Below are 25,213 nucleotides of genomic sequence, written 5' to 3'. Positions count from 1 at the left end.
ATTTTTTTATAAAAAAACCATGTTTACTTCATACTACTTAGGGAATGAGTACCGTATCTGTTTAATGTTTTGTTAGATCAAAAATCTAACAATTATGCTTAAGGAGGAACCTTGATGTCAACTAATCGTCGTCTGTTTACATCTGAGTCCGTAACCGAAGGACATCCAGATAAAATTTGTGACCAAATCTCTGATTCAATTCTTGATGCAATTCTTACAAATGATCCGAATGCTCGTGTAGCATGTGAAACGTCTGTTACGACGGGTCTTGTTCTTGTTGCGGGTGAAATTACAACGAGTACGTATGTCGATATTCCAAAAATCGTTCGTGAAACGATCCGTGAAATTGGCTACACTCGTGCGAAATATGGCTTTGATGCCGAGACATGTGCTGTATTAACATCCATCGATGAGCAATCTGCTGATATCGCTCAAGGTGTAGATCAGGCACTTGAAGCTCGTGAAGGTCAAATGACGGATGAAGAAATCGATGCAATCGGTGCAGGTGACCAGGGGTTAATGTTTGGATTCGCTTGTAATGAAACGAAAGAACTTATGCCTCTACCGATTTCCCTTGCTCACAAAATTTCCCGTCGTCTGACTGAAGTTCGTAAAGAAGAAATCCTTCCTTACTTACGTCCGGATGGAAAAACTCAAGTAACCGTTGAATATGATGAAAACGATAAGCCGGTTCGCATCGACACGATCGTAATCTCAACTCAGCATCACCCTGAAGTGACGCTTGAGCAAATCCAACGTAATTTAAAAGAATATGTCATCGATCCTGTTGTACCGAAAGAACTGATCGATGAGCAAACAAAATACTTCATCAACCCGACTGGTCGTTTCGTTATCGGCGGACCACAAGGTGATGCAGGGTTAACAGGACGTAAAATCATCGTTGACACATATGGTGGGTACGCTCGTCACGGTGGCGGTGCATTCTCTGGTAAAGATGCAACGAAAGTGGACCGTTCAGCAGCCTATGCAGCACGTTATGTAGCGAAGAACATTGTGGCAGCAGGACTTGCTGAAAAATGTGAAGTTCAATTAGCGTATGCGATCGGTGTTGCTCAACCGGTATCCATCTCCGTTGATACATTTGGAACAGGTAAAGTATCAGAAGACGTACTAATTGACGTTGTTCGCAACAACTTTGATCTGCGTCCTGCAGGAATCATCAAAATGCTGGACCTTCGCCGTCCGATCTATAAGCAGACAGCAGCTTACGGACACTTTGGCCGTAACGACATTGATCTTCCTTGGGAGCGTACAAACAAAGCTGAAGCATTAAAAGCAGAAGCGTTGAGTGAATAAGGAAAGATAGAGATAGAAGAGACCAACACTTATTAAGGTGTTGGTCTTTTTACGATATGGGACGGCGGTGGCGAAGTTTATTTTTTTGTGTCGAAGGGCAGGTATATCGCGATTTTCGCAGATAAAACCTACTTTTGGCAGATATATTTTGAAAATGGCAGATAAATCCGAAACGGGGAACCGCAAACAAGAAAATATTCCATGAGTATTCTCAGGAAGGTTGGGGTATCCCAAGTATAGGATATTAAAATGGTTTGATGCTTTTATAATATTGTCCTTTTTCTGCGTATTCTCTCGAAATTCGCTTCATTTCGCTAATATCATGTTCATTTAACTCTCTCACTACTTTTGCTGGTCGACCGAATGCCAGTGTGTTGGGAGGAATGACTTTCCCTTGTGGAACAAGGCTTCCTGCCCCAATAAATGCTCCTTCACCAATTTCAGCATTATCGAGAATGATCGACCCCATGCCGATTAAAGCCTTTTTTCGGATTTTGCAGCTATGTAAAATCACTCCGTGGCCTACGGTTACTTCATCTTCAAGAATAAGAGGGTTATTTGGACTCTGATGAAGAATGGAATTATCCTGTATATTTACTTTATTACCGATTCTCGTTGGAGCGACATCCCCTCTGATGACGGTGTTAAACCAGATGCTGGACTCTTCACCGATCTCTACATCCCCGGAGATGGTCACATAATCGGCAATGTAGGCCGAATGAGCGATGATCGGTTTTTTATCATGATATGGATAGAGCATTTTTTACTTCCCCTTTCAATAATATTTACTATAATAATGGTAGCAGAATTTATACACATAGAGAACTATTAAGGAGGAATTGCCATGTGGAAATGGGAAACAGATCAAGAAGCAAAGGCAGTCATCGTTATCATTCATGGAGCAATGGAGCATCATGGTCGGTACGGTTGGCTCATTGAAATGTGGCGTGCAGCAGGCTTCCATGTCATCATGGGGGATTTACCAGGTCAGGGTATGACATCGAGAAGTCAAAGAGGACATATTGATTCGTTTGATGATTATATAGTGGAAGTGAAAGATTGGGTACAGGCGGCGTATCAATTTGAATTGCCTGTATTTATGATTGGTCACAGTATGGGGGGACTTGTTGCGGTCCGTATGCTTCAGGAAACTCACGTAAACCTGGCAGGGGTGATTTTGTCCTCACCTTGTTTAGGTTTGGTCACAACCCCATCAAAACCGATCGAGCTCTTGTCCCACGGTTTAAATAAAATTGCTCCCATGGTGAAGTTTCCATCAGGGTTAACGATCGATATGGCAACGAGAAATGCAGATGTACGTGAAATCGACAGCAACGATTCACTCTATATCACCAAGGTGTCTGTCCGCTGGTACAGGGAGCTCGCCCAAGCGATAAAACTGGCTTTTGTAAACCTGGAGAAAATGCCTGACGTTCCTCTGCTCGTGTTGCAGGCTGGTGATGACAAAATTGTCGATAAAAAAGCAGTGAAAAAATGGTTCAACGAACTGTCTTTATCTGAAATGCATTACAAAGAATGGCCAAAATGCTATCATGAAATCTATAATGAACCAGAAAGAGAAGATATCTTTGAATACTCCAATATTTTCATTGAAAGTCGTTTGAAAGCGCTAGGATACATTTTGTAAAAGAGGTGGTAAAGGTGTCGATCCCAAGTGATCCCTTTTCGTTAATGACAAGAGTATACCGAAATGTTTTTCCGATTGTTCATAAAGAATTAGATGAGTGGAAGAGGCGGGCGGAAGCGATCCCCAATCAGGAATTAAGAAGTCAGGCCCTAGCCAGTATCGAACATAAAACGTTTCACTGTGAAGGTGGATCGATCCTTTCCCTGTTGGCACTGGATAAAAAAGAAGACACGATTCGATTTATCGTCGCCTATCAGACAATAAGCGATTATTTGGATAATCTCTGTGATCGGAGCGTTTCCCTGGATCCCAACGATTTTGCCCTTCTTCATCAATCCATGAAAGACGCCCTTACGGTGGGTGCTGTGCCTACCAATTACTATGCTTTAAGGGCCGATCAGGACGACGGGGGGTATCTGAGAGATTTAGTGCTTACCTGTCAGTCCGTTCTTGAAGCATTACATCACTACGAGAACATCAAAAAGGATCTTATACAGCTTTGTGAATACTACTGCGACTTGCAGATACATAAACATGTTAAAAAAGAAGAAAGGGTAGGAAGGCTGCAGAATTGGTTTGAAACTCACCGTTCGAACCTTCCGGAAATGAATTGGTACGAGTTTTCCGCCTGCTCTGGATCAACACTCGGCATCTTCTGTTTAGTGTCATACGCATGCAGAAGTGATTTTCAGCCGTCGCACACAGAGAAAATCAAACGTGGATATTTTCCATATATTCAAGGCTTACATATCCTTCTTGATTACTTCATTGACCAGGATGAGGACCATGAGGGGGGAGACTTGAACTTCTGCTTTTATTACGAGGATGATGAGCATTTAAAAGAACGGCTGCTTCATTTTCTTCAAAAAGCAGACGAACACACCCATGAACTGCCACATGCCCATTTTCACCGCCTGATTAACAAAGGACTCATCGGCGTCTACCTGTCAGACGACAAGGCAAACAAACAAGAAAAAGTACAATCCTTCTCCAAACAATTCATCGCACAAGCCGGCTGGATCACCAGATTCTTCTACATCAATGGAAAAATATACCGAAAATGGAGAAATCGCAAAAAAACATCCTGAAAAAGAGGGACGGACCTTCGACACTAGTGTCGAAGGTCCGTCCCTCTTTTTGTCTCTTTCATCAAACTTAAGTCATATGAGAAAATACTAAATTCGACCTTTAATCCCAAATTTATACAAATGATATTCGTTGATTTCTTTCCGGTTACGACAATTTACCCATCTGATTTTCGGTGGAATATCATACTATTTATCTAAAAATCCATTATTTCGTAAGGCTAAATAACTAATGTATTCTGAAAAGATTTACTTTTCAGAATAATGGAGTATATTTTAATTAGTGTAAAAATTTAGTACATAAAAAGAGGGGGAATCGTGTTTGAAATCTCGTAAAGTATTATCGATGGCCATGGCTGCGGCATTGAGTGTAGGGGCATTTGCTGTACCTGCATCAGCTGCAACGACAGTGCCTGAAAATGTGTTAGCGAAGCCGGCGGTGAAACATGATCATAAACATGGAGGGCCTTTTGATTTAGGCATTGCGAATGACGAACGCCTGATTGAAATGCTGAAGGAAGAAGGCAAGATCAAGCAAAATGCGACAACTGCTGAAGCGGAAAAAGCATTGCAAAAGTTCCTGAAAGCGAAAGCGGAATCTGCTGAAAAAGAAGCAGAAGAAGGCGAACTAGAAGGTGAAGAAGCAGAAGCGAAGTTTAAGCTTAAAAAAGAAATGAAGAATAACAGCTTGACTTCAGGTAAGGGAAATAAGCTTGGAAAAGCTAAGAAGAATGCACCAGCTTCCGTAGAAGAAGAAGCTTATGATGGTGAGAAGCGAACAGATGAAGTGTTAGTTCTTCTAGTGGATTATCCAGACAAGCCTCATAATACATTAACTCCGGATGAAACTGATATGTATTACGATGATGAGGATGCTTATTCAAGAGCACATTATCAAGACATGCTGTTTGGTGAAGGTGGTTGGACAGGCCCAGATGGTAAAACCTATGTCTCGATGAAGCAATATTATGAACAACAGTCGGGTGGAAGTTATTCTGTAGAAGGTGAAGTTGCAGGTTGGTATACAGCGAGTAAGCCAGCTGCAGCATATGGTGGTAATGACCCACAACCTGATGGTAGTGACGTGAATGCACGAGGCCTTGTAAAAGAAGCTTTGGCAGCAGCAGCGGCAGATCCTGATGTAAACCTTGCTGACTATGACAAATGGGATCGATATGATCTAGATGGAGATGGAGATTATCTTGAGCCTGACGGACTTGTTGATCACTTAATGGTTATTCACTCTGGTGTGGGTGAAGAAGCAGGTGGTGGATCGTTAGGGTCAGACGCAATCTGGTCCCATCGTTGGAATTTAGGAGGTATTTTCCCAATCGAAGGTTCTCCGACACCTGAAGTAGATTATTGGGGTGCTGGAACAATGTATGCTTACGACTACACTATCGAACCTGAAGACGGTGCTGTCGGAGTAATGGCCCACGAATTCGGTCATGATTTAGGTCTTCCAGATGAGTACGATACTCAGTACACAGGAACAGGTGAACCGGTAAGCTACTGGTCCATCATGGCAAGCGGAAGCTGGGCCGGGGATATTCCTGGAACTCAGCCTACAGGGTTCAGTCCTTATATGAAGGAAATGCTGCAGTCTTCTGCAGTAGTGGATAATGAAGGTACTGAAGGGAACTGGTTGTCTGGAACAGAAACCAGCTTAGAAGACATTACTAAAGCAGGAACAGAACTATTACTCGACGAAGCAAACACAAAAGGAACAAACAACGACGTAGTGAAAGTAAATCTTCCGGAAAAAGAAACAGTCATCAATGAGCCGGCAAGCGGAGAGTATGAGTACTTCTCTGGAAGTGCTGATGAGCTACACAATTCTTTATCGACTACTGTTGATTTAACGAATGCTACTTCAGCGAAGTTCAATTTCAAAGCTTGGTATGACATTGAAACAGATTGGGATTATGCATATGTAACGGTTAACGGTGAGCCGGTAGCGAGTGACATAACTACTGATACTAATCCTAACGACTCTAATCTTGGAAATGGAATCACTGGTTCTTCTAATGGCTGGATTGACGCTTCATTCGACCTTTCAGCTTATGCTGGTCAGGAAGTTGAAGTAGCAATCGAGTATGTAACAGATGCTGCTGTTTCAAATCCAGGCTTCTATGCAGACGATCTTGCTGTAGTCGTTGATGGGGAAGAAATATTGTTTGATGACGCTGAAGGCGATGCTAAACTCAATTTAGACGGCTTCACGAAAAACGACGGTATCAAACGCTCTGAACACTACTACCTACTGGAGTGGCGTAGCCACAACGGTGTCGATGAAGGTCTTGCCAACATCCGCCGTGGTGCAAGCATAATGAAATATGATGGTGGTCTGGTAGTATGGTACGTTGACAAACAATTCAGCGAAAACTGGACAGGAGCTCATCCTGGAGATGGATTCGTCGGTGTTGTCGACGCAGACCAAAAGACAAACTATTGGAGCGATGGTACAGCTGGATCGACTCGTTACCAGGTTCATGATGCTGCATTCAGCTTAAATAAATCTGAGAAAATGTTCTTGGATTACTCTGATATTACCGGTTTCACGATGAAAGATAACCACACCAAACGTAACCCATTATTTGACGACAGTGCGGATTACAGCAACAAAGGTATGGTAGACGCCGGACGTAATGTACCGAACTATGGATTGAAATTCCGAGTAATAGGAGAAAGTGCTGACGGTACAGTCGGTAAAGTGTTAATCTACAAAAAATAAGTAAGTAAAGGGTGACTGCCATCTCGGCAGTCACCCTTTAAGCATGTTATTGGACATTTTTTACTACTGAATTGATAATAATACTCACATCAATTAAAGGAGATGTCCATTTTGAAGTTAAGTGTTTTAGATCAGTCACCCATTTCAGAAGGAATGAGCCCACAAGAGGCTTTAAATCATACAGTCCAATTAGCACAACATGTCGAGAAGTTCGGATTCGAACGTTTCTGGGTATCCGAGCATCATGATTCAACGGGACTTGCGGGTTCCTCGCCGGAGGTATTGATCGCTCATCTGGCACAGAATACATCAAGGATCCGTGTCGGTTCCGGAGGGGTCATGCTTCCTCATTACTCTTCATACAAAGTAGCTGAGAATTTCCGATTGCTTGAAGGGTTGAATCCGAATCGGATTGATTTAGGATTAGGAAGGGCACCTGGCGGAATGCCGATGGCAACGATGGCCCTGCATGACGGGAAGCCGAGGGACGTCAATCGATATCCTGAACAAATCGATGATCTGCTGGGGTATTTAACCGATTCATTACCGGATACTCATCCCTATCAAGGATTAACGGCAGCCCCGATGATCGAAACGATGCCGGAAGTATGGATGCTTGGTTCAAGTCCGTCCAGTGCGATGCTGGCAGCACAAAAAGGATTACCTTATACCTTTGCCCAGTTTATTAACGGGGAAGGCGGCCCTCAATATACACAGGCGTACAGAAATAACTTTGTTCCTTCCAAATACCTGAAGGACCCAAAGAACATCGTAGCCGTGTTTGCCATCTGTGCTGAAACGGATGAAGAAGCAGAAAGGGTCGCATCCAGCATAGACTTGGCGATCTTAATGATTGAGCAAGGCATGCGTTCAAACGGGACACCTAGTCCTGAGAAAGCGGCAGCTTATCAGTACACCCCATTTGAAGAAATGAGAGTGCGCGAAAATCGCAAACGCATGGTCGTCGGAAATCCTAAAAAAGTGAAAGAACAACTACTTTCACTCAGTGAACAGTACCAAACAGATGAAATCATGCTCGTCAGCATCACATACGACTTCCAGGACAAACTCAAATCATTTGAATTAATAGCAAACGAAATGTTATAACTAATAGAAAAAATAGGGACGGACCTCGAAAAGGTCCGTCCCTATTTTTATTGGCCGCCTCTAGGCAAAGCCCTGCCGCTTTTCTATTTATCTCTTCTCCAATGCCACAATAAATGGAGGATTATTCAGCTGGTTCATGAATTGATAGCGAAGTACGTGGACGTAGTTTTGGTCCAGTTTTTCCACGTAGCGAAGGATATAGTCCCGTTCGACCGCTCCTTCCGGGTGACCGTGATAAATGACAAGGACGAGGATCCCTTCAGGTGCCATCATTTCCAGGATTTGATTCAAGGCGAGTATCGTTGTTTTCGGGCGGGTGACAATTTCCTTGTCGCCGCCGGGTAAATACCCAAGGTTAAAGATTGCGCCGGTCACTTTTCCGTGATGCACGGGAGGAATGACGTTCATCACTGTCTCGTGCCCTTGATGAAAGAGTGTCACCCGGTGAGCAAGATCATGGGTGATGAGCTGTTCTTTAGTGTTTTCTAGAGCATCCTCTTGAATATCAAAACCGTATACCCGGCCATTTTCTCCGACTAATCTAGCCAGGAATAAGGTGTCATGTCCATTCCCGAGTGTTGCGTCTATTGTAATATCTCCTGGTTTGACAGCCCGTTCCAGAAGCTCTCTTGCAAAAGGTAATATTCGATCTAATTTCATGCTTTCACATCCACTTTATAAAATTTTCCCTGCCAGCTGTCCCGGCGTTTAAGTTCATCGTCAATCGCGTTCAATACACTCCATTTATTCACGCTCCACATCGGTCCGATCATTAAGTCGATAGGTCCGTCCCTCGTAATGCGGTGAACGATCATCTCAGGTGGTATGATTTCCAGCTGATCGCAAACCAGTTTCACGTAATGATCGAAATCCATGAAGTCGAGCAATCCTTTTTCATATTGCTTGACCATGGGAGTTCCTTTCAGCAAATGCAAGAGGTGGATTTTAATTCCCTGGACGTCAAGGTTGGCCACTTCACTTGCCGTTTCCATCATCATTTTTTCATCTTCTTGAGGAAGTCCGTTAATAATATGAGAACACACCCGTATACCGTGTTTTCTTAATTTATTGACTCCATCGACATAGCACTGATAATCGTGGGCCCTATTGATCAATCCGGCGGTTTTCTCATGAACGGTTTGCAGGCCCAGTTCTACCCATAAATAGGTTCTTTCGTTCAATTCAGCCAAGTATTCGACCACATCGTCAGGAAGACAGTCCGGGCGGGTAGCAATGGAAATACCTATAACTCCCTCTTGCCCGAGAACTGATTCATATCTCTCTCTTAGCACATCCACAGGTGCATGAGTGTTTGTGAATGCTTGGAAATACGCCATATACTTCCCGTCTTTCCACTTCTTATGCATTCTTTCTTTAATGTCATTGAATTGCTTTTCTAAGGAGTCGACCCTGCTTCCGGCAAAGTCCCCAGAGCCGGCAACACTGCAAAATGTACAGCCGCCATGGGCAACCGTGCCATCCCGGTTCGGGCAATCAAAGCCGCCATCGAGGGCAACCTTAAAGACTTTATGTCCAAAGTGATTTCGTAAATGGTAGTTCCATGTATGATATCGCTTTAAATCTGTGGCATATGGAAATGGGTTTGTCTCGATGACAAACACCTCCTACGTTTCAATGTGTGTAACAGTATGTATGACGCTCAAAAAGATTTTAACATGAACACGGGGTCAAATGTATCCTGCATAGAGAAATAGGCGAAGATTACCACTTCTGAAACGGGCAATCAGGTTCAAACTAAGATGGAGGAGAGTAAGGATGGGACCTTCCTCTTCTTTATTCTATACGTCAAGGAGGTAGTCGAAATGGCAACAAGAAATTCGGTTGATGAATGCATTCAAAAGTGTGAAGATGCCATTCGTTACGCTCAAGAACAATATAAATCAGGGACACAGCAAGAGCATTACCACGATGTGGAATACACTCAAGCCATGCAGCAACTTGAAGCAGCGGTGAATGATGTGGCTCATTTGGCCAATAGCGCAAACTCTCAACAGCGTGAACAATTGCATCGCATGAGACTTCAGCTTCAGGCCTTACAAAATGAAATGATTCTGTTAGATCATGATCCAAATGTAGTAGGAGGTAAATTACATTGACCACTCGTTCTGATAAAAAAAACCCTGAACAAAAAACCCGCAGTGATTTCCGTAATTTAGATACAGAATTCGGAGCTGAAAACAATCCTGTCAAAGCTGCAAAAAAGCGCTACGAAAAAAAGGGACAGCCTGTTAAATCAGATCATCATAACGGAAAATAATGGACTGAAACTAGGTGCTCTTTATAATGGGGCACCTGGTTTTTTTAGTAGAAAAAAGGACATCTATTTTAAGAAATAATTCTTGCCCCCTTTCACAAAAAAGAGTAAAATCCTTTTGGGACTCGAAATAAAATAGTGGAAAGGGGGCAGAATCATGCCCAAATCATTATGGTTGCTTGTCATTGGAATGATGGTGAATGTGACAGGTGCCTCTTTTTTATGGCCTCTTAATACCATTTATCTTCATGAGAATTTAGGGAAATCACTGTCTGTAGCGGGAATTGTGCTGATGATGAACGCTGGAGCGAGTGTAATAGGAAATCTGATCGGAGGAACACTTTTTGATAAGTTTGGTGGATACCGCTCGATATTAGTAGGAATTTCCATTACTTTGACTGCTCTGGTAGGGATGAATATTTGGCATGGCTGGCCACACTATGTGGTCTTTTTGACCATTGTTGGATTTGGCTCAGGGATCGTCTTTCCTTCCATGTATGCCATGGCAGGTTCGGTATGGCCTGAAGGTGGCCGAAAAGCATTCAATTCCGTCTATGTGGCGCAAAATATTGGAGTTGCTGTTGGAGCTGCATTAGGAGGATTCGTAGCCTCGTTTTCCTTTAACTATATATTCTTAGCGAATCTTAGTATGTATATCGTTTTTTTCTTCATTGCCTTATTGGGTTATCGAAACATTTCAGTTAACGGTCATCAAACATCCGTTTTGAATGAGTCTAAGGTGATAAAGGATAAATCGAAACTGAAGGCCCTGCTCTTCATTTGTGTTGCCTATTTATTATGCTGGATGGGCTATGTACAATGGCAATCCACCATTGCAACGTACACCCAGGAGATCAATATCAGCCTGAAACAATACAGCTTATTGTGGACGATCAATGGAGCGCTGATTGTGCTTGCACAGCCACTTTTATCAAAAGCAATCAAGCGTTTTGAACATAATTTAAAGCTTCAAATTATGATTGGGACGATTATTTTCATGGTATCGTTCGCAGTGGCTTCGATAGCTGATCAATTTCAATGGTTTGCCATTGCGATGATCATCCTGACGATTGGTGAAATGCTCATATGGCCGGCTGTTCCTACCATTGCTAACTCACTTGCTCCAAAAGGGAGAGAAGGATTCTATCAGGGAATCGTCAACAGTACAGCAACAGGAGGAAGAATGATCGGACCGTTTATCGGAGGAGTATTAGTGGACGTATTCAGCATGCAGGTGCTGTTTCTGACGTTGATCGCTTTCTTCATGGTCTCATTAGTCATTACCAGTCAATATGACCGACCGCTGAAAAAGAAAAGCCAAGTCTCCGTATCGGTTCAACAATAAAGAAAACCCCAATGAGGATTCATTGGGGTTTGTTTTTTCCATATAAAAAGGGCTCCCGTTTCCTACGGAAGCCCACTTGCAAAAAATTGAGGCGAGAGATCAGCAAACGCCACATCGTTTGTTGTCACAAGGACGTGATCCCCGACTTACACAATTCAGCTCATCGCTATAATAGAATAGCATAGGACTCATAAGAAAACAAGACTATTTCACAAAAAAAAATCTAATCGCTTAGATTATAGAAAGTTTTAGAATTATTCATAGTCGTTTCTAAGAAGCATTACTATAGTAAAATAGGAATGGGAAAATCGAATAAAAACGTAACGATTGGATGAAGAACGTTAGGTTAAACGATTTTCTTGAGCCAATATTTTATGAGTGGACCCGTATCCCCAAATACAGGGTCCAATGATGGAAGGGGGACGTTTTTAATTTCAACCAAAACATTCGGCCGTTCTCGTAATGAACCTTTTTTTAAATTATAATCATCACCGTTCGGATAGGCACCTGCGACTTTAAATTCGGGACGTGAGGATAATTTTTTATGACCGGTCCCGGCTGGAAGAATAATCACATCACCTTTATGAATCTTCACTTCTTTCCCAAGTTCGCCACCTAATTGAACTGTTGCCTCACCTTCCATAACTCCTAATACTTCATGTGCATTAATATGGTAATGGTGGTAATCATATATGCCATTTGTCCAGCTATTGAGCCATTGATTTCTGTTAAAGAGTTCTTCGGTGTCATGAGGATGATCAAGTGCATTCCGGTAAATGAGTACGGGCAGGTCCGGGCTATTCGGGATGATTCCATCGTCTTCGAAGTAAAATATTTTCAGTTCTGCGATTTTCATCCTTTCATTCCTCCATTCATTGTTAAAAAGTTTCCCTAATACCGAATACATTAAACCGATTCTATACTGGTAATTGAAATGATTGGAAAAACGCATTCATTTACGCAACGACAGTGAATGTATGTGCTACTATAGATGTATATGTTCTCTTTCAAAACAGAGGAGGCAAAGGAAATGAGCTTATTAAAAAAGGTATCCGTCGAAATGATTGAAATCATTCTTGAGAACGCTTTTGAATGGTTGGTCGTCGTTGATAACGAAGGTACGATTATTTATATAAATGACAATTACTGTCACTTTCTTGAGGTTGAACGAGATAAAGCAATCGGCTCACATGTGACTAACGTCATCGAAAACACACGTATGCATATCGTTGCAGGCAGTGGCAAAGAGGAAGTGGCGGACCTTCAATATATAAAAGGAAACTATATGATCGCCAATCGAATTCCGATTCGGGTTGATGGGAAGGTGATAGGAGCATTTGGATCGGTGATCTTCCGGGATACGAGTGAATGGATGCAAATGAGTTCTCACGTAAAGAACATGATGTCGAAAATTCAAAGCTACATCCAGGATATCAATACCGGCGTGAAATACACGCTGAATGATATCATCGGTGAATCACCCGGAATGAATGAATTGAAGGACAAAGCTCAAATGATTGCCCCCAGTGATATTTCGGTCTTGATCAGAGGTGAGAGTGGAACGGGTAAAGAGCTGTTCGCCCATAGTATTCACCAGCTGAGCGAAAGAAGCGGACAACCTTTTATTAAAGTGAACTGTGCCGCGATCCCAGAGCAGCTTCTGGAATCAGAGCTATTCGGTTACGAAGAAGGAGCATTTACAGGAGCCAAAAAGGGTGGGAAAAAAGGGAAGTTTCAGCTGGCTCATAAGGGAACACTTTTCCTTGATGAAATCGGGGACATGCCTCTAAACATGCAGGCGAAGCTTCTCAGGGCTTTACAGGAAGGGGAGGTCGAGGCAGTCGGTTCAAACCGTGTGCAACATGTGGATGTCCGCATCATCGCAGCCACGAACCGCCCACTCGAAAAAATGATGGAAGAAAAGCGATTTCGAAGCGACCTCTACTATCGTATTAATGTAGTCCCCTTTCAAATTCCGCCTCTCCGTGAGAGGAAGGAAGATATCGAGAATTTAGCTGCCTTTTTCTTAGAAAAATCCACAAAATCATCAGGGAAACGGATCCAAGGGTTTGAAAACGAAGTGATGCAGATATTTCGTTCCTATAGCTGGCCTGGGAATCTGCGTGAATTAGAAAATGTCATTAACGCTTCCACCTATTTGTCTAATGAAAACTGGATATCTCTTCAGTCACTGCCTTCTTATATGAAGGTTAGAAACTTATATGATGTCGACTCTAAAACATTAAAAGAAATCCTTGAAGAAACGGAGAAGTCCGTGTTGATTCAAAGTCTGCAAACTCATCAGCACGACAAACGAAAGGTTGCTGAGACACTGGGGATAAGTAAATCAAGCATGTATGAGAAATTAAATAAATATCAGCTTCTATGATATGGTTGTGCCGGAAGTCCGGAAATGTGGAAAATAGTCCATATTTCCGGACTGTTTTATTTTTCGTGTAAATATGTACATTTCGTGACTAAAATGCTGAATTTGTCCAGAATCCTGGAATCCTTGTAATGTGTGCGTGAGAAAATGAGTGATTGATTAGTAATCTGAAAGTTGGCACAATTATTGCATGTATTCTATTTGAAAGTATTTTATGGAAAGGAGAGAAGAAGATTAGATAAAAATGTAAACGATTTCATTTTCAGGTGATCATATTTAGAGAACAAAGGGGGAAATATCATGTTAAGCATGATCGGTCTTATTGGAGGACTCATTTTATTAATCTTTTTAACTATGAGGGGCATGAACATATTGATTGTTGGTCCCATATCGGCTTTATTTGTTGCAGTGTTGAGTGGAATGCCGCTCTTTCCGCAGTTAGCGGGTGAAGGGGAAGCGAATCTCGTTTCAAACTATATGTCGGGTTTTACAAGCTTCGTCGCTGCCTGGTATCTGATGTTCTTATTGGGTGCCGTTTTCGGAAAAGTGATGGAAGACAGCGGGGCCGCTGATAGTGTCTCCAGGTTTGTAGTTGAAAAACTAGGGATGAAGTATGCCGTGTTCGCCATTGTGCTTGCCTGTGCGGTTTTAACATACGGGGGAGTCAGTCTCTTTGTAGTGGCATTCTCTGTTTATCCTATGGCCGTTAGTTTATTTAAACAAGCGGATCTGCCGCGTCGTTTCATTCCTGCGGCATTAGCATTCGGGTCGGTTACGTTCACGATGACATCTGCAGGGTCACCGGAAATCCAAAACTGGATTCCGATTGAATATCTTGGTACAACACCATATGCAGGCTGGGAAGTCAGCTTGATCGTAGCCGTGTTTATGGCGGTGTTTGGCTACTGGTGGTTAAAGCGTATGATCACCAAAGCAGTCAATAAAGGAGAGAAGTTCCATTCACGTGAAGAAGATCCGGTCATTGATGAAGGAAGACCTTTACCTAACCCTTTTATGGGATTGGTTCCATTATTAGTCGTACTTATTCTGGCTTTCACTTTCCACGATTCTTTAAAACAATCAGCACTTATTATAGCCTTATTAGGTGGCGTGATCTCGGCTTATGTGTTAAATCGCAAATATTTCAAAGGCTTCTGGGGTGCTGTTTCCGAAGGTACGGTCGGAGCATTGATTGCCATCGGTAACACAGCAGCCGTCGTTGGATTCGGAGGAGTAGCCAAAGCCGTTCCAGCCTTTAGTACAGCCGTTGATGTCATGACGAATATTCCTGGATCCCCATTGATCGGTGGAGCCATCGCAGTCAGTGTGATAGCAGGGATGACCGGTTCAGCCTCCGGTGGTCAAGCGATCGCATTGCCGATCCTCGCTCCTCACTACGTTGATATGGGTGTGAATCCTGAAGCACTTCACCGGGTAGTGGCGATATCTTCAGGAGCACTGGATTCATTGCCGCACAATGGATATGTCGTGACGACGATCCGCTCGATCTGTAATGAATCACATGGAGAAGCGTATGGTGCGGTAGGTGCAGTAACCGTCATTGTCCCACTTATCGGATTAGCATTAGCGATTCTTTTATTCTCATTTGGCGTAGGGATCTAAGAAAGGAGTATCATCATGGTTGAAAATAAAGTTGTATTCATAACAGGTGCAGCGCAAGGGATCGGCTTCGAAATCGGAAAAGAATTCGCTGCTAACGGAGCAAAAGTCATACTGACGGATCTGCAGGAAGATACCGTTCAAAAAGCCTCTGAGGCCATTAAGGCTGAAGGATATGATGTTCTTGGATTGCGCTGTGACGTGACATCGGAAGCCGAATTAAAAGAGGCTATCGCTAAAACGGTGGATCATTACGGGAAGTTGGATGTATTAATCAATAATGCAGGGCTTCAGCATGTGTCCCATATTGAAGAGTTCCCGACTGAGAAATTTGAACTCCTCATAAAAGTGATGTTGACCGCTCCTTTTGTCGCGATAAAGCATGTCCTCCCTCACATGAAGGAGCAGGGAGCGGGACGGATCATCAACATGGCGTCCATTAATGGATTAGTCGGTTTTTCCGGCAAAGCAGCCTATAATTCTGCCAAACACGGAGTCATCGGCCTGACGAAGGTAGCGGCATTGGAAGCGGCACAGCATGGAATTACCGTGAATGCGGTTTGTCCGGGGTACGTGGACACTCCGCTGGTTCGCAATCAGCTGGGGGACCTTGCCAAAACGCGAAATATACCGTTTGAAAAAGTGATAGAAGAAGTCATCTATCCTCTCGTACCGCAGAGAAGATTGCTGGATGTAAAAGAAATTGCAGACTATACGATGTTCCTGTGCAGTGATGCAGCGAAGGGAATTACCGGGCAGGCAGTTGTGTTGGATGGAGGATATACGGTTCAATAGCCTGGTGAGAGAAACGGCCTGTTAGGAGGTCGTTTCTGGGGTGTAAGGGTTTGGGTAAAAACGTAAAACGGCTGGATTATCTTCAGTATTGGCTGGACTTCCCGAGAAACGGCTGAATTTTCATCAAAGAGGACCAAGCTTCCCAATAAGCGACACCTGTAATCCCAACCAATTCAATAAATTCACAAAAATCTCCCTCGCAAACCAAACAATAGGCTTGCGCTTCTGTATATTTTTCACTAAAATAGTGAATACATATATTGTTTACCTATATTGAAACGTTGATCAGGAGTAGTAATGAAAGATTTCTGTCGTAGAGAGTTGACGGGTGGTGAAAGTCAACCAGAAGCATCATGAACTCGCCTGCTGAGTTGCAAGTGTGAACCAATAGTAAGACTTGCCGTTTTCCGCGTTAAGGATGAATGAAGCTGAGTGCGCGTACACTAATGTGGGTGGTACCGCGGGAGAATGTTAATACAAACTCTCGTCCCAAATATTTATTTGGGATGAGGGTTTTTTTATTTTTTTGAAAAAAAGAAAGGCACCTGCCTTTCGAATGACAATTAAAGGAGGATCTCAATATGAGTTTTGATCATAAAAGTGTTGAGACAAAATGGCAGAAGTATTGGGAAGCAAACAAGACGTTCAAGGCGACTGAAGATGAAGGGAAAGCCAATTTCTACGCACTGGATATGTTCCCGTATCCATCAGGCGCAGGTCTTCACGTAGGACATCCGGAAGGGTTTACAGCAACGGACATCCTTTCCCGCATGAAGCGTATGCAAGGGTACAATGTCCTTCATCCGATGGGGTGGGATGCATTCGGTTTACCCGCTGAGCAGTATGCCCTTGATACAGGGAATGACCCGGCAGAATTCACACAAAAAAATATCGATACATTCCGCCGTCAAATTAAATCACTAGGTTTTTCATATGATTGGGATCGCGAAGTCAATACGACAGATCCGGGCTACTACAAATGGACGCAATGGATCTTTACCAAGCTTTATGAAAAAGGCTTGGCTTATGTGGATGAGGTTGCCGTGAATTGGTGTCCGGCACTGGGGACGGTCCTTGCCAATGAAGAAGTCATTGATGGGAAGAGCGAACGCGGAGGGCATCCTGTGGAGCGCCGTCCAATGAAACAGTGGATGCTGAAGATCACCGCTTATGCCGACCGTCTTGTGGAAGACCTTGAAGATGTAGACTGGCCTGAAAGTATTAAAGATATGCAACGCAACTGGATCGGACGCTCTGAAGGAGCAGAAGTGAACTTTATAATCGAAGGTCATGACAAATCATTCGATGTCTTCACGACACGTCCTGATACGATCTTTGGTGCAACATATGCAGTTCTTGCCCCTGAGCATCCATTTGTTGAAAAAATTACGACGGATGAACAACGTGAGAAAGTGAATGAGTATATCGATAAGATCAAGTCAAAAAGTGATCTTGAACGTACAGATCTTGCAAAAGAAAAAACGGGTGTATTCACAGGCGCCTATGCGATCAATCCGGCTAACGGAAGCAAAATGCCGATCTGGATTGCCGATTACGTTCTAATGAGCTACGGTTCTGGTGCAATCATGGCTGTTCCTGCTCATGACGAAAGAGATTATGAGTTTGCCAAGGAATTCGATCTTCCAATCGTGGAAGTGGTCGCTGGAGGTAACGTTGAGAAAGAGGCTTATACAGGTGACGGAGATCATGTGAACTCTGATTTTCTTGATGGAATGGGTAAGGAAGAGGCAATAACAAAAGCCATTTCCTGGTTGGAAGAGAAGAATATCGGAACCAAGAAAGTAACGTACCGTCTGCGTGACTGGTTATTCAGCCGTCAGCGTTACTGGGGTGAACCGATTCCAGTCATCCACTGGGAAGATGGCACAACGACGACTGTTCCAGAAAGTGAGCTTCCACTTGTCCTTCCGAAGACGACTGAAATCAAACCGTCCGGTACAGGTGAATCTCCACTTGCGAACATCAGTGAATGGGTGAATGTTGAAGACCCTGAAACAGGTAAAAAAGGCCGCCGTGAAACAAACACAATGCCTCAGTGGGCAGGAAGCTGCTGGTACTATATTCGTTATATCGATCCACATAACGAAGAAGCCCTAGCCGATGCGAAGAAAATGGAAAATTGGCTGCCGGTCGATACGTATATCGGAGGAGCCGAGCATGCGGTCCTGCACTTGCTTTATGCCCGTTTCTGGCATAAATTCCTTTATGATATCGGCGTAGTGCCAACGAAAGAGCCGTTCCAAAAGCTGTTCAACCAAGGAATGATCCTGGGTGAAAATAATGAAAAAATGAGTAAATCAAAAGGGAATGTTGTCAATCCGGATGAGGTGGTAGAATCTCACGGAGCAGATACCCTGAGGCTTTATGAAATGTTCATGGGTCCATTGGAAGCTTCCATCGCATGGAGTACAAACGGACTGGACGGAGCCCGTCGCTTCCTTGACCGTGTATGGCGTCTGCTTGTCGAGGAAGATGGTACACTTTCCTCGAAAGTGACAGATGCACAGAACAGTGACCTGGACAAAACATATAATCAAACCGTGAAAAAAGTGACAGAGGACTACGAGGGGCTTCGTTTCAACACAGGAATTTCTCAGCTGATGGTATTCATCAATGATGCGTACAAAGCTGACACACTTCCTAAAAACTATGTGGAAGGTTTCATTAAGATGCTGGCACCGATCGCTCCGCATATGACAGAAGAACTTTGGAGCAAGCTTGGTCACGAAGGAACGCTTTCCTACGAAGCATGGCCGACATTCGATGAATCGAAGCTTGTCGACAACGAAGTCGAAATCGTTCTTCAAGTGAACGGTAAAGTGAAGGCGAAAGTCATGATCCCTCGCGATATGAACAAAGAGGATCTAGAAAAAACCGCCATGGAAAACGATGAAATCAAAAGCCAAATCGAAGGCAAAACCATTCGCAAAGTCATTGCTGTACCAGGCAAACTAGTGAACATCGTAGCTAACTAATATTGTGAGGGACGGACCTTGAAATGCATCTGATTGTTAGGAAATGCTATCAATTGGGGATTCTGTATTTCACCAAGGTCCGTCCCTCTTTTCTATTTAGAGGGACGGACCTCTATATGGGCCGGATTTTAATCGCAAATCGCTTTAAATCAGCATTCTATTGAGGTCCGTCCCTCTTTCAATCTGATTTTTTTGTTTGGGAGACGGGCTTTGGTATAATTGTGGTGAATGAATGTTGAAAGGAAGTTGAGAGGAATGGATACGATTAAAACGATTACGACTGATGAGTTGGAGCAAAAGTTGAAGAGTGGTGAAGATCTGCTTTTAGTGGATGTTCGTGAAGATGAAGAGGTGGCAGAAGGTATGATTCCTGGAGCGAAGCATATCAAAATGGGTGAAATTCCTGAGTCACTTGAACAATTTGATAAAGACAAAGAGTACATCTTTATCTGCCGTTCTGGAAATCGCAGTGGAAATGTTGCTCACTACATGCAGGAACAAGGATATAAAGTTGTGAATATGGAAGGCGGCATGATGAACTGGGCTGGGGAGACAGCAGAGAAGAAATAATTGGTTTTTCTGTGAAGAAGCACATCCTTTTTTTGAAATGGGTGTGTTTTTTTCATGTATATAGTGGAAAATGGATGAAAAGTGACTTCCCTACAGAGTTCTATGTGGAATATAAGGTGATTTATCAGCGGAATTCGAGATATATCAGCGAAATTTTCATTTTATCAGCGAAATTGACAATATATCAGCGAAATTCAAAATATATCAGCGAAATCAAAAAAATACCAAACTCAACGAAACATTCAATCCAAAATAAAAAATCCCTCATCAATTGTTTGAAAATTAAAAATTCTGACGATACTAATACCAATTCAGAAATGGGGAGGGATCTCTATGATTCAAGTGAAGGTCTTCGATTATGAGCATGAGAAAGATTTGGAGAAAGATATGAATCATTTTCTCAGTAAACTGGAAGATAAAAAAATCGTGGATATTAAATATCATGTAGCAGCATTGTCGGAGGAAGTAGAAGATCAGATTTATTGTTTCTCGGCCATGGTTGTTTACAGAAAATAAAGAGGTTGATCGTACTGCAGCTGCAGATGGGATCAACCTTTCTTTTTGAATTATACTTTTGCCGCATTAAAGCCGGCAAGTCTTCCGGTAACAAGGGCAGAAGTAATATTATAGCCACCAGTATATCCGTGGATATCAAGCACTTCCCCACAGAAGAAGAGTCCGTTCATCTTTTTCGAAGCCATCGTTTTCGGTTCGATTTCTTTAATGGAGACTCCGCCGCCCGTTACAAACGCCTTATCAATGGATAATGTTCCATTCACATTGAAGGTGAATTGTTTTAACAACTTGGTAAACTGTCGGATTTTCTCTGAGGAGATATGGTCTCCTTTTTCATCGTGATCGATTTCCGCACGGTCTAATAAAAATAACAGATATCTCTCAGGAACCAATCCTTTGAATATATTCTTTGCGGCTTTCTTTCCTTCTTCTTTCACCTGTTTATGGATAGACTGGAATAGCTGCTCTTCATTTTGATCAGGCATGGAATCAATCTGCATGGCAACATGGGTCAGGTTCGATTTCTTCATGGCTTTTACCACGTATTGACTGCAACGAAGAACAGCCGGTCCGGAAATTCCTAAATGGGTAAAGATCATATCCATTTTATGCGTGATGATTTTCTTTCCCTTAGGATTTAATACGCTCAAACCAACGCTGCGCAAAGAAAGTCCTTGAAGCTCTTTCTTTTTAACAAAAGGCTCGTCCGATGTAAGAGGAACCTCTGTCGGGAACAAGTCAGTAATCGTATGCCCCGCTTTTGTAGCCCACGGATATCCATCACCAGTCGATCCGGTATGGGGGACGGACTTGCCTCCAACCGCTATGACGACAGCCCTTGCTGCAATCGTTTCCCCGTCTTTCAAGAGGATACCGACCGTCTCGCCGTTTTCGTACAGAACTTCCTCCACGCTTGTGCTCGTCCGGGTATCCACCTTTAACTCCTTCATGCGCTTCAATAAGGCTTCCACAACATCCATAGCCCGGTTCGATACGGGGAACATCCTGCCGTGATCTTCCTCTTTTAATTGGATTCCCAGCTTCTCAAAGAAAGCGATGATATCTTCATTATTAAACTCAGAAAAGGCACTATATAAAAAACGTCCATTTCCTGGAATATGCTTAATGATTTCTTCTATGGGAAGTCGATTGGTCACGTTGCAGCGGCCGCCTCCGGAAATCGCAAGCTTTCTTCCAAGCTTCGTTCCTTTATCTACAAGAAGGACGTTCGCCCCGTTTTCACCGGCTGCGATACTGGCCATCAATCCGGACGGTCCTCCACCTATGACAATCACATCGTATTTCTTTACCATTTTTCCACCAACTTTTAGTTTTGCTCTTTCGTTTCTCAAAAGAAGTTTCTCCTTATTTTAAATGGGATGGGTTTTAAATACAACATTCGAAAAAAATTGTCATTCGATTCGTACAGTAGTAAACTACTGATAGTGTGTAAATTTTGAGTGCTGGAATTTATTTTGTTTGTTTAATGAGCAACAAGATATATAGAGAGGGATACTATGTCATCTAAATTAATAAGAGGGACGTTTATTTTAACGTTAGGGACCTTTATTTCGAAGTTTCTGGGTCTTTTTTATGTTATACCGTTTGATGATTTGTTAAAAGGCCATGAAGAAGGGGCTTCCCTTTATCAATATGGTTATGTACCTTATACAATTTTTCTGACTGTAGCGACTGCAGGTGTGCCGCTGGCCGTATCGAAATTCGTTTCAAAATATAATGCCATAGGTGAATATGCCGTTGGACGAAGGCTATTTAAGTCGGGTTTGGTGCTGATGACGCTGACGGGGATTGTATCATTCCTCATTATGTATGCATTTGCACCTATATTCGCAGAGATGACAATCAAGAGTGATGAACAGGTGATATCGGTCGCACAGGTGACGACCGTCATTCGAGCAGTAAGTTTTGCACTGATCATCATTCCGTTTATGAGCTTGATCAGGGGCTTTTTCCAGGGCCATCAATCTATGGGACCGACGGCGGTTTCCCAGGTGATTGAACAAATTGTCCGGATTGTTTTCTTATTAGGCGGGATTTATGTTGTATTAAATATCTTAGATGGATCAGTGACTACGGCCATTTCCGTAGCGACATTTGCTGCATTTGTCGGGGGGCTTGCAAGTCTCGGGGCATTGATTTGGTATTGGTTTAAACGAAAGCCTCATTTAGATGAGCTATTAGAGGAAGATCGCGGTCAGGAAGAGGTTTCATTACGGTCGATGTATAAAGAAATCATCGCCTATTCGATTCCGTTTATTTTTGTAGGACTTGCCAATCCTTTATTTCAACTGGTCGATCAGATTACCTTTAACACTGCGATGTCTGCGATTGGAAATGCGAAAGTTTCCGATCATGCCTTTGCCGTATTGAACTTCTATACTCATAAGCTTGTGATCATTCCAGTGTCATTGGCAACCGCCTTTTCTATGACGCTGATCCCGTTGATTACGACGTCTTATACAAGCGGCGACCGGAAAACGATGCGTAGAAACATCGACCAAACGTTTCAAATTCTATTGTTTCTTACTGTTCCGGCAGCTTTAGGAATTGCGCTTTTAGCTGAGCCGACGTACACAATGTTCTATCACAGCGATGAATTAGGAACGTCTATTTTAAGATCATATGCACCTGTTGCGATTCTCTTTGCTTTATTTGCTGTTACGGCAGCGATTCTTCAAGGAATTGACGAGCAGAAATTTACAATTTTCAGCTTGCTTGTCGGATTGCTTCTTAAGCTTGTTCTGAACATACCGTTGATCCGCTTGTTCGAAACTCAAGGTGCTGTCATCGCCACTGTGATTGGGTATACAGTAGCGATTCTAATCAATTTATATGTCATCAAGAAATACGCGAGATATCAATTCAGACTGATTATGAGAAGAACCATGTTCATTGGAGCACTGAATGCCGTCATGGCAGTAGTGGTATTAGTGCTATATGGTATTCTGGTGCAATTCCTCAATCCTGAGTCCGGGTTCCAATCGATTCTCCTCGTTGCCATCTGTGGTGGTGTGGGAGCACTCGTTTACTTCTACTTAAGCTTAAGAAGTAAATTGGCAGATCGTTTATTCGGGGATAAAATCACGAGGATTCGCAGTAAACTTCGCATAGGGTAAAGGAAAAAGGGATGATACATGCCGATCATCCCTTTTTTTATTGAATGGCGAGTGAGCCCAGCTTCTATTTATTGGGTCATGCACCTTTCACCAATCATTGTAATAGGAAAGGGCTAATTATTATAATATCCAAGCTGTCTTTCAAGTCGCTCTACTTTTCGTTCCAAGCGGTCTACTTTACGGTCCAGACGCTCGTATTGTCTCTCAAGCCGGTCTAACCGGTCATTGATGCCGCCGCCATATCCTTGACCAGGGAAACCTGGATATCCCTGTCCGCCACCTCCAGGAAGTGGAATAGGGATCAACAATCCACCTGAACCTTGTTGTCGATATGGATACATACGCTTCACCTCATTTATTTTTATCAAAGTTGCTTACCTTTAGTAGCCTATGTTAAGAATAGAAACATGAATGGGTAAGTGCCCATGGACTAGTCAAATCACTAATAAAATCAATATTAAAGAAACTCAACATAAACGGAGCGTGATTAATGTGAGAATAGATAAAATGCTTGCCAATATGGGTTATGGCAGCCGGAAAGAAGTAAAGAAATTATTAAAGGATGGCGGTCTTCAAGTCAATGGAGATGTCATTAAGGATGGGAAAGTACATATCAATACGGAGAAGGATACAGTGTTGTTGTACGGAGAACAGGTTGAGTATCGTGAATTCATCTACCTTCTCATGAATAAGCCGCCTGGAGTCATCTCAGCAACTGAAGATGGACAGGATGAAACCGTCATTGATTTGCTTCAATTGGAAGATCAAATATTCAATCCATTTCCGGTTGGAAGACTCGATAAGGACACAGAGGGATTCCTTCTCATTACGAATGACGGTCAATTATCCCACCAGCTCCTTTCTCCGAAGCGTCATGTTCCGAAAACGTATTTTGCCGTGATTGACGGTGAAGTAACAGAAGAGGACGTGGAAGCCTTTAAAAGTGGAGTCACGTTGGATGATGGCTATGAAACTAAGCCAGGGGAATTGACCATTCTAAAATCAGGCCAGACTTCTGATATTGAATTGACGATCACTGAAGGGAAATTTCATCAGGTGAAAAGAATGTTCGAAAGCGTAGGGAAGCGCGTCATGTATCTGAAGCGTTTAACGATGGGCCCGCTTGAGCTTGATAAAGATTTAGAACTTGGTGAGTACCGTGAACTGACTGAAGAGGAAGTTACGCTACTAAAAGAATTCAAACCTGAATAAAAAACGGGGCAGCACCTTTCGCTAAAGGTGCTGCCCCGTTTCTTTGTTTAAATAGTAATTTTAGTCCGTTATTCGATCTGCCACAGTTCCGGCGGCAAGGCCGCCTCCGCTTTTCTATGTGTCCAGCTCCAGCGGCTAGTCCCTCGAGGTCATAAGCCAAATCTGCCAAAAAGGCAAAAACCCGCCTTATCGGCAGGTTCGGCTTATGCTTGTCGCCTCTGGGCAAAGCCCTTCCGCTTTTCGTTTACGATGTCATCTTCACTTTCTTCTCTGTAGTTGTCCATTGACCCCGACTTGGGCTTTGCACCAAGTCATTATACGCTAACACGTTGAGATCTCTTTGTATGGTTCGAGGAGTAATGCCAAATTCGTCTACAAGATCTTGAGTTGTTACAGTACCTTTCTGATTGATGTACATGTATACAGCTTTGATTCTAGTTAGCATACGATTGGTTGAAGGTTTCAAAGAA

Annotated in this window: 23 protein-coding genes and 1 other annotated feature; of the genes, 16 read left to right on the top strand and 7 right to left on the bottom strand. The window is 43.0% G+C overall.

Features of this window, described 5'->3' with window-relative positions; translation table 11 throughout:
* Positions 1 to 114: 114 nt before the first annotated feature.
* Complete coding sequence (gene metK / locus ACYH0O_RS19880) at positions 115 to 1,317, top strand: methionine adenosyltransferase (RefSeq protein ID WP_149157056.1); 1,203 nt, start codon at positions 115 to 117, stop codon at positions 1,315 to 1,317.
* Between the two features lie 244 nt (positions 1,318 to 1,561).
* Here the strand turns inward: metK and ACYH0O_RS19875 are convergent, their stop codons facing one another.
* Positions 1,562 to 2,077 carry a gamma carbonic anhydrase gene (locus ACYH0O_RS19875; RefSeq protein ID WP_149157057.1) on the bottom strand — a complete coding sequence of 172 codons (516 nt, stop codon included), beginning with the start codon at positions 2,075 to 2,077 and terminating at the stop codon, positions 1,562 to 1,564.
* Positions 2,078 to 2,161: 84 nt separating this feature from the next.
* Here ACYH0O_RS19875 and ACYH0O_RS19870 point away from each other — a divergent pair, with 84 nt between their 5' ends.
* From ACYH0O_RS19870 to ACYH0O_RS19855, 4 genes are all read left to right on the top strand, one after another.
* Positions 2,162 to 2,965: an alpha/beta hydrolase gene (locus ACYH0O_RS19870; protein ID WP_426892726.1), complete on the top strand. Its 804-nt coding sequence runs from the start codon at positions 2,162 to 2,164 to the stop codon at positions 2,963 to 2,965.
* Between the two features lie 14 nt (positions 2,966 to 2,979).
* Positions 2,980 to 4,053: a tetraprenyl-beta-curcumene synthase family protein gene (locus ACYH0O_RS19865; RefSeq protein WP_482630048.1), complete on the top strand. Its 1,074-nt coding sequence runs from the start codon at positions 2,980 to 2,982 to the stop codon at positions 4,051 to 4,053.
* A gap of 343 nt (positions 4,054 to 4,396) precedes the next feature.
* Positions 4,397 to 6,784 carry an immune inhibitor A domain-containing protein gene (locus ACYH0O_RS19860; RefSeq protein WP_482632621.1) on the top strand — a complete coding sequence of 796 codons (2,388 nt, stop codon included), beginning with the start codon at positions 4,397 to 4,399 and terminating at the stop codon, positions 6,782 to 6,784.
* A 102-nt stretch (positions 6,785 to 6,886) separates the two neighbouring features.
* Entirely contained in the window at positions 6,887 to 7,891 is a 1,005-nt protein-coding gene (locus ACYH0O_RS19855) for an LLM class flavin-dependent oxidoreductase (protein WP_482630047.1), read from the top strand.
* Between the two features lie 87 nt (positions 7,892 to 7,978).
* Here the strand turns inward: ACYH0O_RS19855 and mnmM are convergent, their stop codons facing one another.
* Both mnmM and mnmL read right to left on the bottom strand, forming a co-directional pair.
* Positions 7,979 to 8,551 (bottom strand): tRNA 5-(aminomethyl)-2-thiouridylate-methyltransferase MnmM, encoded by a 573-nt coding sequence (gene mnmM / locus ACYH0O_RS19850; RefSeq protein WP_482630046.1) that lies wholly within the window; start codon positions 8,549 to 8,551, stop codon positions 7,979 to 7,981.
* Positions 8,548 to 9,513 (bottom strand): tRNA modification radical SAM protein MnmL/YtqA, encoded by a 966-nt coding sequence (gene mnmL / locus ACYH0O_RS19845; RefSeq protein WP_482630045.1) that lies wholly within the window; start codon positions 9,511 to 9,513, stop codon positions 8,548 to 8,550. The genes mnmM and mnmL overlap by 4 nt, the downstream gene beginning before the upstream one ends.
* 201 nt (positions 9,514 to 9,714) lie before the next feature.
* On the opposite strand from mnmL, the gene ACYH0O_RS19840 reads away from it, so the two are divergent.
* The 3 genes from ACYH0O_RS19840 (at position 9,715) to ACYH0O_RS19830 (ending at position 11,511) form a co-directional block, all read left to right on the top strand.
* On the top strand, positions 9,715 to 10,008 hold the full coding sequence (locus tag ACYH0O_RS19840) for a YtzC family protein (RefSeq protein WP_149157063.1): 294 nt from the start codon (positions 9,715 to 9,717) through the stop codon (positions 10,006 to 10,008).
* Positions 10,005 to 10,169 carry a hypothetical protein gene (locus ACYH0O_RS19835; protein WP_044340322.1) on the top strand — a complete coding sequence of 55 codons (165 nt, stop codon included), beginning with the start codon at positions 10,005 to 10,007 and terminating at the stop codon, positions 10,167 to 10,169. Before ACYH0O_RS19840 ends, ACYH0O_RS19835 begins: the two co-directional genes overlap by 4 nt.
* A gap of 154 nt (positions 10,170 to 10,323) precedes the next feature.
* Positions 10,324 to 11,511: an MDR family MFS transporter gene (locus tag ACYH0O_RS19830; protein ID WP_482630044.1), complete on the top strand. Its 1,188-nt coding sequence runs from the start codon at positions 10,324 to 10,326 to the stop codon at positions 11,509 to 11,511.
* Between the two features lie 346 nt (positions 11,512 to 11,857).
* Here the strand turns inward: ACYH0O_RS19830 and ACYH0O_RS19825 are convergent, their stop codons facing one another.
* Entirely contained in the window at positions 11,858 to 12,367 is a 510-nt protein-coding gene (locus tag ACYH0O_RS19825) for a cupin domain-containing protein (RefSeq protein ID WP_482630043.1), read from the bottom strand.
* A gap of 174 nt (positions 12,368 to 12,541) precedes the next feature.
* On the opposite strand from ACYH0O_RS19825, the gene ACYH0O_RS19820 reads away from it, so the two are divergent.
* The 6 genes from ACYH0O_RS19820 (at position 12,542) to ACYH0O_RS19795 (ending at position 20,394) form a co-directional block, all read left to right on the top strand.
* Positions 12,542 to 13,900, top strand: coding sequence for a sigma-54 interaction domain-containing protein (locus tag ACYH0O_RS19820; RefSeq protein WP_482630042.1), 1,359 nt, complete (start codon positions 12,542 to 12,544; stop codon positions 13,898 to 13,900).
* 297 nt (positions 13,901 to 14,197) lie between these two features.
* A complete protein-coding gene (locus ACYH0O_RS19815) occupies positions 14,198 to 15,520 on the top strand; it encodes a GntP family permease (protein ID WP_113969822.1) in 1,323 nt (440 codons plus the stop codon).
* Positions 15,521 to 15,535: 15 nt separating this feature from the next.
* A complete protein-coding gene (locus ACYH0O_RS19810) occupies positions 15,536 to 16,312 on the top strand; it encodes a 3-hydroxybutyrate dehydrogenase (RefSeq protein WP_482630041.1) in 777 nt (258 codons plus the stop codon).
* A 272-nt stretch (positions 16,313 to 16,584) separates the two neighbouring features.
* Positions 16,585 to 16,807: a binding site (T-box leader), on the top strand.
* Between the two features lie 86 nt (positions 16,808 to 16,893).
* Positions 16,894 to 19,308 carry a leucine--tRNA ligase gene (gene leuS, locus ACYH0O_RS19805; protein ID WP_482630040.1) on the top strand — a complete coding sequence of 805 codons (2,415 nt, stop codon included), beginning with the start codon at positions 16,894 to 16,896 and terminating at the stop codon, positions 19,306 to 19,308.
* 255 nt (positions 19,309 to 19,563) lie between these two features.
* Entirely contained in the window at positions 19,564 to 19,878 is a 315-nt protein-coding gene (locus tag ACYH0O_RS19800; RefSeq protein WP_149157069.1) for a rhodanese-like domain-containing protein, read from the top strand.
* A gap of 333 nt (positions 19,879 to 20,211) precedes the next feature.
* Complete coding sequence (locus ACYH0O_RS19795; protein WP_113969818.1) at positions 20,212 to 20,394, top strand: sporulation protein Cse60; 183 nt, start codon at positions 20,212 to 20,214, stop codon at positions 20,392 to 20,394.
* 50 nt (positions 20,395 to 20,444) lie between these two features.
* Here ACYH0O_RS19795 and ACYH0O_RS19790 read toward each other — a convergent pair whose 3' ends face one another.
* The gene (locus tag ACYH0O_RS19790) at positions 20,445 to 21,707 is read right to left on the bottom strand and encodes a BaiN/RdsA family NAD(P)/FAD-dependent oxidoreductase (RefSeq protein ID WP_482632620.1); all 1,263 of its coding nucleotides are present in this window, start codon (positions 21,705 to 21,707) and stop codon (positions 20,445 to 20,447) included.
* A gap of 204 nt (positions 21,708 to 21,911) precedes the next feature.
* On the opposite strand from ACYH0O_RS19790, the gene ACYH0O_RS19785 reads away from it, so the two are divergent.
* Positions 21,912 to 23,531, top strand: coding sequence for a putative polysaccharide biosynthesis protein (locus ACYH0O_RS19785; RefSeq protein ID WP_482630039.1), 1,620 nt, complete (start codon positions 21,912 to 21,914; stop codon positions 23,529 to 23,531).
* A gap of 113 nt (positions 23,532 to 23,644) precedes the next feature.
* Here ACYH0O_RS19785 and ACYH0O_RS19780 read toward each other — a convergent pair whose 3' ends face one another.
* Positions 23,645 to 23,872 (bottom strand): hypothetical protein, encoded by a 228-nt coding sequence (locus ACYH0O_RS19780; protein ID WP_113969815.1) that lies wholly within the window; start codon positions 23,870 to 23,872, stop codon positions 23,645 to 23,647.
* Between the two features lie 151 nt (positions 23,873 to 24,023).
* On the opposite strand from ACYH0O_RS19780, the gene ACYH0O_RS19775 reads away from it, so the two are divergent.
* Positions 24,024 to 24,743: a pseudouridine synthase gene (locus ACYH0O_RS19775; protein WP_482630038.1), complete on the top strand. Its 720-nt coding sequence runs from the start codon at positions 24,024 to 24,026 to the stop codon at positions 24,741 to 24,743.
* A 244-nt stretch (positions 24,744 to 24,987) separates the two neighbouring features.
* Here the strand turns inward: ACYH0O_RS19775 and ACYH0O_RS19770 are convergent, their stop codons facing one another.
* Positions 24,988 to 25,209: a DeoR family transcriptional regulator gene (locus ACYH0O_RS19770; RefSeq protein ID WP_113969813.1), complete on the bottom strand. Its 222-nt coding sequence runs from the start codon at positions 25,207 to 25,209 to the stop codon at positions 24,988 to 24,990.
* Positions 25,210 to 25,213: the final 4 nt, after the last annotated feature.

It is taken from the genome of Rossellomorea sp. H136 (assembly GCF_056838065.1).
This window is presented reverse-complemented; position numbering and strand designations above follow the sequence as displayed.